Here is a 12,536-nt window from a genome sequence, read left to right on the forward strand (position 1 = left end):
GTGGCGGGCCGGTGGCCGCCACGCGGCCGGAGCGGCGCGGCCGAGGCGCGCCCAGGTACGGTCCCGCACCCCGCCGGGGCACCGTGGCCGAGGCGCAACCGGGGCTCCGCGGCGGTGGAGCTGAAGGTGGCGGACGGCTACCGCGGCCGTACGGCGACGGTACGGGCCGAGGTGGGCGCCGTTCTCAGGCGCACCGTCGACCTGAGTGGCAGCAGGCGCTGGTACGACCTCACCCTCACCTCGGTCGCCGACCCGTCGTTCCAGCGGCGGTTCGCCGGACACGTGGAGAACGGGCGCCCTGGAGTGAGCGACCCGGCGATCGTCACGGAGTGAGCGTGCCGCGAGGGTAAAAGGCCGGTGAACACCGCATCGTGGGGGCTGGTCAGGTCCGGGTGGGCTCGGGGTAGTGTGCCCCGGTGACCACGCATTCGAACACACCTGCAGGTTGGTACCCGGACCCGCACGGGGCCGACCGGACCCTGCGCTACTGGGACGGTTCCCAGTGGACCGAGCACACCCACGCCGAGCAGCAGCAGGCGCAGGGCCAGGTGCCGGGGCAGCCCGGACACGTCCAGCAGCCCGGACCTGTCCAGCAGCAGGCCGTGCGGCCGGCTCCGGCGCAGTCCTTCTCGCCGCAGGTGCCGGCCCAGCCCGCCGGACCGGACCCCCGCGTGCAGCAGCAGGTGCAGCAGCAGGCGGGCGTCGCGGCGGGCGGCCCCGGCGGCGGCACGCTGTTCAGCGAGCCGGTGCTGGTGGTCAACCAGAAGGCCAAGCTGATCGAGCTGACCAACGAGTACAAGGTCATGGACCAGCAGGGCAACCAGCTCGGCTCCGTCGTGCAGGTCGGGCAGAGCGCGCTGAAGAAGGTCCTGCGCTTCGTCGCCAGCATCGACCAGTTCATGACGCACAAGCTGGAGATCCGCGACTCCTACGGTCAGCCGGTGCTGCTGCTGACCCGCCCGCGCAAGTTCCTGAAGTCGCGGGTGATCGTGACGCGTCCCGACGGGCAGCCGGTCGGCGAAATCGCCCAGCAGAACGTCTTCGGGAAGATCAACTTCGCCATCAACGCGGACGGCCGGCAGGTCGGCGCGATCAAGGCGGAGAACTGGCGGGCCTGGAACTTCGCGATCGTCGACCACGCAGACAACGAGGTTGCCCGGATCACCAAGACCTGGGAAGGTCTCGCCAAGACCCTGTTCACCACCGCGGACAACTACGTCCTGCAGATCCACTACCAGCTGCCCGAACCCTTGCTGAGCCTGGTCGTCGCCACCGCGCTCACGGTGGACACGGCCCTGAAGCAGGATTCTCGCGGCCTCGGCTGACGCCTCCTCACCGCGACGCGAGGCGCCCCGGTCCCGTGGCCGGCCGGGGCAGCGGCGCGGGCTCGGCGGAGGCCGTCCGCGGCTTCAGTGCCAGTACCGCGGCCACCGGATGCCCGTCGTACTCGTCCTCGTGGCGCGCGGCGGGCCTGTCGTCGTGGCGCACGACGTGGCGCGGGGTGTGTCCCGAGGCGTACAGCGCCGCGAGTTCGGCACCGGGTCCCACCGATGGAGCCGCCGACCCGGCCGTCGAAGGCATGGCGGCCGCCAGGGCAGCGGACACCTCCGGGGATTCCACGACGGGTTGTGGCGTCGCGCGCGACAGCAGGACCACGCCCCAGGCGGAGAGTCCCGCCCCGCCGGCCGCGAGGAGCACGCCCGCGGCCCCGCCCTGGAGCCGTTCGCCCAGCAGCGTGAGTCCGATCACCGCGGCGGCCAGCGGGTTCGCCAGGGTCACCACCGCCAGCGGGGCGCCCAGTCCGCCCCGGTAGGCGGTCTGCGACAGCAGCAGCCCACCCGTGGCGAAGGCGGCCACCAGCAGCGCCACCCCGGTCACCTGCACGCTGAGCACCGGGCCGGACCGGTCGGTCGCGGCCACCGTCACGGTCTGGGTGAGCGCGGAGGCCACCCCGGAGGCGAAGCCGGAGGCGCCGGCGTGCCGCAGGCCGGGCCGGGTGCCCGGCCGGGCCACCAGCCCGATCAGCGCCGCCGTCACCCCCGCCACCGCCACCGCCTCGGACCCGCTCAGTACGTCGTCGGGGGCCGGACCGGACGCCGTGACCAGGATCGCGGCCAGCCCGAGCAGGGTGAGGGCGGTGCCCCGCCACTCGGCCGCGCCGACCCGCCGCCCGGCGATGCGCGCCCCCAGCGGCACCGCCGCGACGAGGGTGAACGCGCCGAGCGGCTGCACCACGGTCAGCGGGCCGTACTTGAGGGCCACGACGTGCAGCACGGCGGCCCCGCCGTTGAGTCCCACCGAGGCCCACCACGCGCCGCTGCCCAGCATGCGGACGACAGCGGTGCCGGGGGAGCGGGAGGCCAGCCGCTCCTGGGCGACGGCCGCGGCGGCGTAGGCGACCGCGGAGAACAGCGACAGGACGACGGCGAACAGGGCGGCGTTCATCGGCCCGTCCCCACGAGTACCGGCTCCTCGGCGACCTTCTCCTCGGCGACCTTCTCCTCGGGGACCTTCTCCGCGGTCACCTTCTCCGCGGTCACCTTCTCCTCGGCCGGTACGAGGGCCGGCGCATCGCGTCCGGCCGTCGTCACCGTGCGCCGCGGCGCACGGATCACCAGGAGGGCGGCACCGAGGAGCGCGGCGGCCATGAGCGCGTCGAGCCAGTAGTGGTTCGCGGTGCCCACGATCACCAGCAGCGTGAGCAGCGGGTGCAGCAGCCACAGCCACAGCCACCGCCGGCGTGAGCGGGTGGCGGCGATCATCCCGACGGCGACCATCACCGCCCAGCCGAAGTGCAGCGAGGGCATCGCCGCGAACTGGTTGGACAGGGTGTCGGTCTGCGGCGGCCCGTACACCGAAGGCCCGTACACGCGCGCGGTGTCGATCAGGCCCGTCGGGGCGAGCATCCGGGGCGGCGCGAGCGGGAAGGCGAGATGGACGACCAGGGCGGCGGCCGTGACGGTGGCGAGCACCCGGCGGGCCCAGACGTAGTGCGCGGGGCGTCGTAGGTAGAGCCAGATCAGGAAGGCGGCGGTGGCGGGGAAGTGCACGGTCGCGTAGTAGGTGTTCGCGATGTGGACCAGGCCGTCGCCGTGCAGCAGCAGGGACTGCACCGTGTCCTCGTCGGGCAGCCGCAGCCACCGTTCCGCGTCCCACACGCTGTGCGCGTTGCGGAACGCCTCGGCGGTGTGGCCGGTGGCCAGCCGGCGGCCGAACTTGTAGACGAGGAAGAGCCCTGCGACGAGCAGGAGCTCCCGGACCAGCGGCGGCCGTACCGGCGTGGCCGGTTCCGCTTCTTCAGGCTCGGTGCGGGCGTTCATCCCCCGGCCCCTTCACTGACGTGGTGCGTGTGGGTGGTGCGCAGGCGTCTGCGTGTGCTGGTGCGCGTACGCGGGTGCTGCGGGTGCTGCGGGTGCTGCTAGGGCGCGAGGGCCTGTGGCCGGTGACCTCATGCACGCACCATCGATACGACATCGTACCGATACGCCAGTGTACCGATACGGGTGAGTACCGGTACACTGGCGTATCGATTGAGATGGGACACACTGGTGAACGGCCCACCAAGGGCCACCGGACAGTAGTGAGGAGAAGGGCCGCATGACGTCGCAGGACGCGCACGGGCCGGAGTCGGCCGCCGCCTCGCGCCGCTCCAAGCTCACGCCCGAGCGTGAGCAGGAGTTCTTCGACGCGGTCCTGGAACAGATCCGCGAGTGCGGGTACGAGGCCGTCACCATGGAGGGCGTCGCCACCAGTACCCGGTGCAGCAAGTCCACGCTGTACCGGCAGTGGAAGACCAAGCCCCAGTTCGTGGTGGCCGCCCTGCGCTCCCGCCGTCAGTCGCGGCTCGCCGGGATCGACACCGGTTCACTCGCCGAGGACCTGCGCGAGGCAGCGCGCGGAGCGGCCCGCTGGTCCATGACCGACACCAAGCTGCTCCAGGCGCTGGGGCACGCCGTCACCCAGGACGCGGACCTCGCGGGCGCGCTGCGCGAGGCGATCGTCGAACCGGAGATCACCGCCCTGCGGGAGATCCTGCGCCGGGGCGTCGAGCGCGGCGAGGTCGAGGCCGGCCATCCGGCGCTGGAGTACGTCCCGGTCCAGATGTTCGGCATGGTCCGCGCCCGTCCCGTGGTGGACGGTGAGTACGCGGACGAGGCCTACCTGCTGCGCTTCGTGGAGGCGGCCGTACTGCCGGCACTGGGCCTCGGCCCCGAAAGACCCAGGCCGCCGTCCGTGGGATGACCGGACGGTGACCTGACCGCGCCGCACCGTGGGGACGGGGGCGGCGCGCACCCCCGGCCGGGCGGGGCCCCCTTGAGCGGAGGGGCGCCCCGCCCGGCCGCCGGTGCGTCCGGGGAGGGTTTCGTCGGCCCTGCGGCCTGCGAGGTGGCCGACACGGTGAACCGGCGCGAGGCCCCGGGGCCCGGACGCGGCGACGGGAGCGGGGCGGGCCGCGTCGCCGGGCCGGGGCCGCCCCGGTCGGCCCCGGCCCGTCTTCCGGCCCGAGGACCGTCGTTCTGGCCAGGCTCCCGTCAGCCGGGGCAGGTGACGGCCCCGCTCAGACCCCCTGCCCGGTGCTGCTTCCCTTCGACACCTTGATGCCCTTGGTGATCTCGTCGATGACGGACACCTTCTGGTCGGCGTCGACGCCGAAGCGCAGGACCGCTATCCGCTTGGGGTCCGAGGGTGCCGGGAAGGCCAGGGACTCGACGTAGCCGTCGGCGCCCTTGCTCGTGACCGCCTTCCAGCGCACCAGATAGCCCTTCTGTCCCGCCACGGTCACCGCCTGCGAGGCGAGGACCTGGTGCGAGGTGATCTCGCCGTACGTGGTGCCGCCGTAGGACTCCTCGGCGTTGGCCTCGATGTCCGCCTTGGCGACCGCTTCCGCGGTGGAGCCGGCCACCTGGGCCGGCGCCGAGTACACGCCGCCCCTGGCGCAGGTCTTCGACGTGTCGCCGGGGCACTTGTACGTGGACTCGGACGTGACCTGGGCGCCGACGCTCAGTTCCTGCCCGCTCCAGCCGTCCGGGATGGGGATGCTGATGCCGTTGAGCGCGTCCGTGACCGCGCCGCTCTTGATCTTCGGCGGTTCCGGCCCCTCGGGGGACGGCGAGCCACCCGAGCCACCGGAGCCCCCCGAGCCACCGGAGTCACCGAACGGGTCCCGCTCGCCGGAGCCGCCCGGACCGCCCGGCCGCTGTGCCGTGCCGGACGCGTCGGAGCCACCGCCGTCCTTGGTCAGCGCGTACACGCCGACCCCGATGCCGGCCAGGACCGCCACGGCCGCCACGACGGCCGTCGCGGTGCGCAGCCGGTGCCGCGAACCGGCGGGCGGGGCCGCCGGATGGACGGGGTACGCGGGGAAGGCGCCGACCGTCGGTGCCTGGGCCGGCCCACCCCACGCGGCGGCCTGGCCCGCGGGACGGGTCTGGTCCGTCCATGCCTTGCCGTCCCACCAGCGCTCGGTGGGCGGGGCGTCACTTGTCTGTCCGGGATCGGGATACCACCCGGGGGGAGTCACCTGCGTCATGCCCCCACCGTATGAGGCATCGGTGAAAGTCGTATGAGAGGGATGGGTTCTTCTCCGGGCGTTCCTTGCGGTACCCGTGCCCGGTCGGCCGGAAACCGCCGTCACCTCGACGTCAATTCGACGTCGGTCCCCTCTCGTTGACGTTCGGGGGCCTGAGTCGCAGGCCCGCGGCGCCCTGGCGGGGTACCGTCCGTCACCCGCCGGGGCAACAGCTGGACCGACCACCCTCCGCCCGGACCGCCGGACGGCTACGCTCGAGGTCGTACGTCGTTCGGGCGACTCGGGGAGGTAGCGGGATGACGAAGGTACGGCCGGCGGCGGCCGCCTCCGCCTCCCTGTGGGAGCGCGACAAGGAAGTGGCCGCCATCGAGCGGGTGGTGGACACGCTCTGCGCCGACCGCTCCTCGTCGGGCCGGGTGCATCTGCTGCGCGGCGACGCGGGGCTCGGCAAGACGGCCCTGCTGGCCGAGACCCGGCGCATCGCCGAGGCCCGCGGCTGCACGGTGTGGTCCGCGCGCGGCGGCGAGACCCTCAGGTCGGTCCCCTTCAACGTGGTACGGCAGCTGCTCCAGCCCGCGCTGCTGTCCCTGCACCCGGAGGAGGCCCGCGAATACCTCGGCGACTGGTACGACATCGCCGGCCCCGCCCTCGGCATCGCGGAGCCGGGTGAGATCCCCGCCGACCCGCAGGGCGTGTGCGACGGTCTGGTCGCCGCCGTGACCCGCCTGGCCCGGCGTGACTGGCCGCTGGTGCTGCTGGTCGACGACGCGCACTGGGCCGACCAGGAGACCCTGCACTGGCTCGCGGCCTTCGTGGAACGCCTCGACGAGCTGGCCGTGCTGGTCGTCGTGGCCCGCAGGCCCACCGAGGTCAAAGGCGCCAGCGCTCAGTACCTGGAGATGGTCGCCGAGGCGGCCGGACAGTCCGTCACCAGCCTCAGCGTCCTGACCCCCGAAGCGGTCGCCGGGCTCACCCGCGCCACGCTCGGCGAGCACGCCGACGACCCGTTCTGCCGCGAGGTCTGGGCCGTCACCGGGGGCAACCCCTACGACACCGTCGAACTCCTCGCCAAGGTCCAGGACCGGGCGCTGGCACCCGGCGAGTCCTCCGCCACCGAACTGCGCCCGCTGAACCGCTCCGCCCGTGGCGGCGGCCTCGTCACCCGCCTGGAACAACTGGGCGTCGACGCCACCCGGTTCGCCATGGCCGCCGCCATCCTCGGCGCCGAGATCACCGTCGACCAGGCGGCCCGGCTCGCCGGCATGCGCCACGAGGTCGCGGTGCGCTGCGCCGAACTCCTGCGCAACTCCCGCATCCTGACGGCACCCGACGCGGTGGCCGTCCCCGCCGACGGCGGCGGCCTGGAGTTCGTCCACCCCCTGATCGCCACCGCCGTCTACGACTCCATCCCCGACGGCCTGCGCAAGGCGATGCACGGCATCGCCGCCCAGGTCGTCATCGACGCGGGCAAGGGCCTCGCGGCGGCCTCCCGGCATCTGCTCCAGGTCCACGCGGACGACGACGAGGAACTCGTCGAGCAGCTTCGCGAGGCCGCCCGCGAACACCTCGCCGTCGGCGCCCCTGACGCGGCCCGCCGCTGTCTGGAACGCGCCCTGAGGGAACCGCCCGCGCCCGACGTGCACCCGCACGTGCTCTACGAACTCGGGTGCGCCACCCTCCTCACCTCGCCCGCCCGCACCATCGAGCACCTGCGGACCGCGCTCGCCATGCCCGGCCTCGACAACGCCAAACGGGTCGACGCCGTCTACCGCCTCTCCCAGGCACTCACCCACAACGACCAGCTGGAGGACGCCGTCCGCACGGTCGAGGCGGAGGCGGCCCGGCAGACCACCGGGCCGGCCCGGATGCGGCTCCAGGCCGTGCAGTTCATGTGGGAGGGCATCTACGCGGGCGAGACCACCTCGCCCGGCCGCTCCCAGAAGCTCAGCACGCTCGCCGCCACCTGCACCGGCCGGGACAACGCCGAGCGGGCGCTCCTCATCCTGCGCGGCTTCGACGCCATGACCCACGGGGAGAACGCGGAAGTCGTCGTCGAACTCTGCGACCGCGCCCTGGTCAACGGCCGCCTCGCACCCGGCCTCGGCTGGACCGACCCCGAATGGGGCCTGGAACTGCTGATGATGCTGGCCAGTTCGTACGCCTACACCGACCGCCTCGACCGAGCCGAAGCCCTCTTCAACGAGGCCCTGCGCGCCTACACCACCGCCGGCTGGAGCGGCGGCCACCTCGCCGTGGCCCACGCCTACCTCGGACTCGGCCTGCGCCGCCGGGGCCGGCTGCGGGAGGCCGAGGAGACCCTGCGGGAGTCACTGCGCATCGCCGAACGCGTCGGCCGCGGCCTGCCCCTGTACTGGTCGGCCATCTGCAACCTCGTCGACACGCTGCTCGCCCGCGGGCACACCCAGGAAGCCTGGGAGATCTCCGAGCAGTACGGCTTCGCCCCGCCCTACCCGTCCACGATCGTGCTGCCCGACCCGCGGTCGGTGCGCGGCCGGCTGCTGCTGGCCGTCGGCCGCACCCAGGACGGCATCAACGAGCTGGAGGAGGCCGAGAAGGCGGCGGCCGTCCGCGGTCACCTCAACCCGGTGATGGTGCCCTGGGCCGCCGACCTGGCCAGGGCCCTCGTCACGCAGGACCCGGCGCGAGCCGCCCGGCTGGCCTCCGACGCCCGCCGCCAGGCCGAACGCTTCGGCACGGACACCGCCATCGGCGAGGCCCTGCGCTGCGCCGCCGCCCTGGAGACCGGCCAGCGCGCGGTCCGCCTCGCCGGCCAGGCGGTCACCTACCTGGAAGCCTCGCCCTGCCAGTACGAACACGCCGCCGCCCGTGTCGAGTACGGCATCCTCTCCCGCTCGGCCTCCGAACTCCACCGGGGCCTCACCCTGGCCCGCTCCTGCGACGCGGACGGCCTGGCCGACCAGGCCCAGACCGCCCTCGACGCCCTGGGCGCCCCGGCGGTGGGCCTCGTACCGGGCCAGAAGCGGAGGTAGGGGCGGGGCCGACGGGAAGGCAGAGCGGAGCAGAAGGACCCCCGACGGCCACACCGGCCCCGGGGAACCGCGAGGTCAGCCCTCGCTCTTCTTGCCTTCCCGCTGCTCCTCCCCCCGCTCCTCCCCCTGCTCCTCCTCCGCCAGCACCCGCTGGGCCGTCGCGAAAGCCGAGTTCGCCGCCGGGACACCGCAGTAGACGGCCGTCTGGAGGAGGACCGCGCCGATCTCCTCCGGGGTGAGCCCGCCTCGCCTGGCCGCCCGGACGTGCATGGCCAGCTCGTCGTAGTGGCCGTGGGCGACCAGCGCGGTCAGCGTGATCATGCTGCGCTCGCGGCGGCTGAGCGTCGGGTCGGTCCAGATCTCGCCCCAGGCGTAGCGGGAGATGAAGTCCTGGAAGCGGGCGGTGAACGGCGTCTGGCGGGCCTGCGCCCGGTCCACGTGCTCGTCGCCGAGGACCTCCCGCCGCACCCGCATGCCCGGCCCGGAGCTCTCGCCCAAGTGGGCACGCAGCGCGGTCAGTACGGCTCGCGGACACTGTGCGGGAGCCAGGTGCGAGGCGCCCGGGATCTCCACGAGCGCGGCGCCCGGCACCACGTCAGCGATCTCCCGAAGATGCGCCGGCGGCGTCGCCGGATCCTCGCGCCCGGCCACCAGCAGTGTGGGTACGGCGATCTCCGCGAGCCGCCCGCGCAGGTCGAACGCGGCCAGCGCGTCGCAGCATGCCGCGTAGGCACCGGGGTCGGCGCGCCGATGGTCGGCGACCAGTTCTGCCACCGTGAACCCGCCGCTGAACCAGCGGGAGTCCGCGTGGTCCGCGAGCGAGTCCAGCCCCTCGCGCCGCACCAGCGCGGCCCGTTCCCGCCACGGCTGCGCCCCGTTGAAGTGGGCCGAGGAGCAGATCACCGCCAGCGACGACACCCGCTCGCGGTGGTGCAGCGCCAGATGCAGTCCGACCGCCCCGCCCAGCGACACACCCGCGTAGGCGAACCGTTCCAGGCCGAGCGAGTCGGCGAGGCCCAGCACCAGGTCGGCCAGGTCGGCGACGGTGGCACCGGGACCGATCAGGTCGGCCGGCGAGCCGCCGTGGCCCGGCAGATCCCAGCGGATCACCCGGTGGGTGATGGACAGTTCGGGCGCGACCTCGTCCCACAGCGCGTACGAGGTGCCGAGGGAAGGCCCGAGGAGCAGCGCGGGAGCGGAAGTCGGACCCTCGGCACGGTGGTTGAGCAGCTTCTCGGTCAACGTCGCTCCAGGGCACGGTCGGTGAGGGCTCCGGCGGAGCCGGTGTAGCGGGCGGGGTCGGTGAGGTCGTCCAGCGGAACGTCCTTCAACGCCGGTTCCTGGGCGAGGAGTTCGCCCAGCGAGCGGCCCTCGGCGAAGGCGCGGGGCGCGAGCCGGGTCAGCAGTTCCCTGGCGCGGGCCCGACCGAGCACCGCCGACAGCTCGGCGGAGAGCCGCTCGGAGACGATCAGCCCGTGGGTGAGGCCGAGATGCTCGCGCATGACGTCCGCGCGCACCCGCAGCCCCTCGGTCAGTTCGGCCGCGTCCCGGGCGGCCCCGCCGACCAGCCGCAGCAGATCCCGCAGCGGCTCCCACTCGGCGTGCCAGGCCCCGGCCGGCCGCTCGTCCGGTGCGACCAGCGACCCGTACAGCGTCGCCGCCAGCTGCGGGGCCCGCTGGGCGGCGGCCCCGATCAGCGTGGACCGCACCGGGTTCGCCTTGTGCGGCATCGCCGAGGAACCGCCGCCGGCGGCCTCCGCGACCTCGCCGATCTCGGTGCGGGAGAGGGTGAGCACATCGGCCGCCGTCTTCCCCAGCGCGCCCGCCGCGAAGGCCAGGCAGCCGGCCAGGTCGGCGACCGGTGTGCGCAAGGTGTGCCACGGCAACAGGGCTGCGCGCAGGCCCAGTTCACGGGCGTACGCGGCGGGCAGCGCGGTCGCGTCCTCGGCGCCGTACGCCGTGAAGGCGGCCAGCGTCCCGGCCGCGCCCCCGAGTTGGGCGGGCAGCGAGTCCCGAACGGCCGACACCCGGTCCCGGGCGTCCAGCACCAGTGAACGCCACCCGGCGGCCTTCAGCCCGAACGTCGTCGGTACGGCGTGCTGGGTGAGCGTCCGGCCCGCCATGGGCGTGTCCCGGTGCCCGGCGGCCAGCCGCGCCAGCGCCCGCTGCGTACGGTCGAGGTCGGCGAGCACCGGCTCCAGCGCCCGCACGGCGACCAGCATGGTCGCCGTGTCCATGATGTCCTGGCTGGTCGCACCCCGGTGGACGTACGGCCCGAACTGCGGCCCGACCGCCTTCGTGAGGTCGGCGACCAGCGGGATCACCGGGTTCCCGCCGCTCCTCGCGCGCTCGGCGAGGGACCGTACGTCGAAAGCGCTTGCGGCGGCTTGCGTCACGGCCGTCGCTGCGGCCGCCGGGGCCAGGCCCAGCGCGGCCTGCGCACGGGTCAGCGCCGCCTCGGCGTCGAGCAGCGCCCGCAGATAGGCGGTCTCGCTCGTCGCCGAGGCCGCGCGGGACCCGGTCCACCCGGGACCGAGCAGACCGGCGTCGAACTGATCAGCTGTCACTGGAACTCCAGGAAGACCGTCTCGCCCTCGCCCTGAAGGCGGATGTCGAAACGGTAGGTGCCCTGTGCGTCGTCCGTGGCGATCAGCGTGCCCCGGCGCGCCGGATCGAGCCCGGCCAGCAGCGGGTCCCTGGCGTGCGCGGCCGTGTCCTGCGGGAGGTAGATCCGGGTGAACAGATGGACGAGCAGTCCTCGCGCGAACACGCACACACTCAGGTAGGGAGCGCTGCGGCCGCGTGCGCCGGGCCGCAGGGTGCGCGCGTACCAGTGGCCGCCTGCGTCCGTCTGGACGCGGCCCCAGCCGGTGAACTCCACGCCGTTGCGCCCCAGATGGCCGCCGGTCGACGGGTCGCGCCGCATCGAGCCGTCGACGGCCGCCACCCGGCCGTCCGGGTCGGGCCCCCACAGCTCCACGAACGCGTCCGGCAGCGGCCTGCCCTCGCCGTCGTACACGTAGCCCTGGACGGTGATCGTGTCCGGGTGGCCGACGGGCGCGATGTCACCGCCCCCGGGGAAGGGCAGCGCGTACCCGTAGAAGGGGCCGACCGTGTGCGACGGCGTGGGCGGCACGCTCTCCGGGCTGCTGGTGTCGATCTTCGTCATGGGGGTCAGCGTCCTTCTTCGATCCAGGTGGCGTTCGGGCCGTCCAGCACGACGTCCCAGTGGTAGCCGAGCGAGAACTCGGGCACGGACAGGCCGTGGTCATAGGTGGCGACCAGCCGCTGCCGCGCCGCGTCGTCCGTCACCGACTGCAGGATCGGGTCGTGGGCGAACAGCGGGTCGTTCGGGAAGTACATCTGCGTCACCAGCCGCTGGGTGAACGCCGAACCGAACAGCGAGAAGTGGATGTGCGCGGGCCGCCAGGCGTTCACGTGGTTGCGCCAGGGATACGGGCCCGGCTGGACCGTGGTGAAACGGTAGAAACCGGTGTCGTCGGTGAGCGTGCGGCCCACGCCGGTGAAGTTCGGGTCCAGCGGGGCGTCGTGCTGCTCGCGCTGATGGGCGTACCGGCCAGCCGAGTTGGCCTGCCAGATCTCCACCAGCTGACCGCGGACCGGGCGGCCGGAGCGGTCGAGGAGCCGGCCGGAGACGGTGATGCGCTCGCCGATCGGCTCGGCGCGGTGATGCCGGGTCAGATCGTTGTCGATCTCGGTGATGTCCCGCTCGCCGAAGGCCGGCGAGGCCAGCTCCACCAGCTCCGGGTCCCGGGCGACGTCGATCGCGACCGGCGGCTGCAGCGGGTGGCGCAGGGCGGAGGAGCGGTAGGGCGCGTAGTCGCGGCGCGGATGGTGCTCGACGGGGCCGCCGTCGGCGAGCCGCTTCTCGTACGCGGCGTGCTCGGCCGCGATCTCCTGGTCGATGTCGGCTTGCGTGAGAGTCATGAGAAGTCCCGGGGGTCACTGACGTCGAAGGACGAGGGAGGCGGGGG

11 protein-coding genes are annotated in these 12,536 nt (G+C 73.7%); 4 read left to right on the top strand and 7 right to left on the bottom strand.

Annotated features, from left to right (window positions below; all coding sequences use genetic code 11):
* Together P1P75_RS33775 and P1P75_RS33780 are read left to right on the top strand one after the other, a co-directional pair.
* On the top strand, nt 1-333 hold a 333-nt coding region (locus tag P1P75_RS33775; RefSeq protein WP_319262735.1), incomplete at its 5' end, for a phospholipase domain-containing protein.
* An 83-nt stretch (nt 334-416) separates the two neighbouring features.
* Nucleotides 417-1,325 carry a phospholipid scramblase-related protein gene (locus P1P75_RS33780; RefSeq protein ID WP_319262737.1) on the top strand — a complete coding sequence of 303 codons (909 nt, stop codon included), beginning with the start codon at nt 417-419 and terminating at the stop codon, nt 1,323-1,325.
* A gap of 7 nt (nt 1,326-1,332) precedes the next feature.
* Here the strand turns inward: P1P75_RS33780 and P1P75_RS33785 are convergent, their stop codons facing one another.
* Complete coding sequence (locus P1P75_RS33785) at nt 1,333-2,445, bottom strand: hypothetical protein (protein ID WP_319262739.1); 1,113 nt, start codon at nt 2,443-2,445, stop codon at nt 1,333-1,335.
* Nucleotides 2,442-3,320: a phosphatase PAP2 family protein gene (locus tag P1P75_RS33790; protein WP_319262741.1), complete on the bottom strand. Its 879-nt coding sequence runs from the start codon at nt 3,318-3,320 to the stop codon at nt 2,442-2,444. Before P1P75_RS33790 ends, P1P75_RS33785 begins: the two co-directional genes overlap by 4 nt.
* A gap of 277 nt (nt 3,321-3,597) precedes the next feature.
* On the opposite strand from P1P75_RS33790, the gene P1P75_RS33795 reads away from it, so the two are divergent.
* Nucleotides 3,598-4,242 (top strand): TetR/AcrR family transcriptional regulator C-terminal ligand-binding domain-containing protein, encoded by a 645-nt coding sequence (locus P1P75_RS33795; protein WP_319262743.1) that lies wholly within the window; start codon nt 3,598-3,600, stop codon nt 4,240-4,242.
* A 316-nt stretch (nt 4,243-4,558) separates the two neighbouring features.
* Here P1P75_RS33795 and P1P75_RS33800 read toward each other — a convergent pair whose 3' ends face one another.
* Nucleotides 4,559-5,530: a DUF2510 domain-containing protein gene (locus P1P75_RS33800; RefSeq protein ID WP_319262745.1), complete on the bottom strand. Its 972-nt coding sequence runs from the start codon at nt 5,528-5,530 to the stop codon at nt 4,559-4,561.
* 296 nt (nt 5,531-5,826) lie between these two features.
* Between P1P75_RS33800 and P1P75_RS33805 the strand changes: the two genes are divergently transcribed.
* Entirely contained in the window at nt 5,827-8,541 is a 2,715-nt protein-coding gene (locus P1P75_RS33805; RefSeq protein WP_319262747.1) for an AAA family ATPase, read from the top strand.
* A 75-nt stretch (nt 8,542-8,616) separates the two neighbouring features.
* On the opposite strand, the gene pcaD is transcribed toward P1P75_RS33805, so the two are convergent.
* From pcaD to pcaH, 4 genes are read right to left on the bottom strand one after another with little or no spacing between them, the layout of a single operon-like run.
* Nucleotides 8,617-9,783, bottom strand: a complete 1,167-nt coding sequence (pcaD, locus tag P1P75_RS33810; RefSeq protein ID WP_319262748.1) for a 3-oxoadipate enol-lactonase — start codon at nt 9,781-9,783, stop codon at nt 8,617-8,619.
* Complete coding sequence (gene pcaB, locus P1P75_RS33815) at nt 9,780-11,108, bottom strand: 3-carboxy-cis,cis-muconate cycloisomerase (protein WP_319262749.1); 1,329 nt, start codon at nt 11,106-11,108, stop codon at nt 9,780-9,782. The genes pcaD and pcaB overlap by 4 nt, the downstream gene beginning before the upstream one ends.
* Nucleotides 11,105-11,710: a protocatechuate 3,4-dioxygenase subunit alpha gene (gene pcaG, locus P1P75_RS33820; protein WP_319262751.1), complete on the bottom strand. Its 606-nt coding sequence runs from the start codon at nt 11,708-11,710 to the stop codon at nt 11,105-11,107. Before pcaG ends, pcaB begins: the two co-directional genes overlap by 4 nt.
* Nucleotides 11,711-11,715: 5 nt before the next feature.
* Nucleotides 11,716-12,489, bottom strand: coding sequence for a protocatechuate 3,4-dioxygenase subunit beta (gene pcaH / locus P1P75_RS33825; RefSeq protein WP_319262752.1), 774 nt, complete (start codon nt 12,487-12,489; stop codon nt 11,716-11,718).
* Between the last annotated feature and the right edge of the window lie 47 nt (nt 12,490-12,536).

Source organism: Streptomyces sp. ID05-39B (assembly GCF_033794725.1).
Classification (GTDB): domain Bacteria; phylum Actinomycetota; class Actinomycetes; order Streptomycetales; family Streptomycetaceae; genus Streptomyces; species Streptomyces bobili.

Bases quoted from the DNA above. Each gene is read 5' to 3' on its own strand.
- P1P75_RS33785 (WP_319262739.1), bottom strand. From the start codon at position 2,445: ATGAACGCCGCCCTGTTCGCCGTCGTCCTGTCGCTGTTCTCCGCGGTC.
- P1P75_RS33790 (WP_319262741.1), bottom strand. From the start codon at position 3,320: ATGAACGCCCGCACCGAGCCTGAAGAAGCGGAACCGGCCACGCCGGTA.
- P1P75_RS33795 (WP_319262743.1), top strand. From the start codon at position 3,598: ATGACGTCGCAGGACGCGCACGGGCCGGAGTCGGCCGCCGCCTCGCGC.
- P1P75_RS33800 (WP_319262745.1), bottom strand. From the start codon at position 5,530: ATGACGCAGGTGACTCCCCCCGGGTGGTATCCCGATCCCGGACAGACA.
- P1P75_RS33805 (WP_319262747.1), top strand. From the start codon at position 5,827: ATGACGAAGGTACGGCCGGCGGCGGCCGCCTCCGCCTCCCTGTGGGAG.
- pcaG (WP_319262751.1), bottom strand. From the start codon at position 11,710: ATGACGAAGATCGACACCAGCAGCCCGGAGAGCGTGCCGCCCACGCCG.
- pcaH (WP_319262752.1), bottom strand. From the start codon at position 12,489: ATGACTCTCACGCAAGCCGACATCGACCAGGAGATCGCGGCCGAGCAC.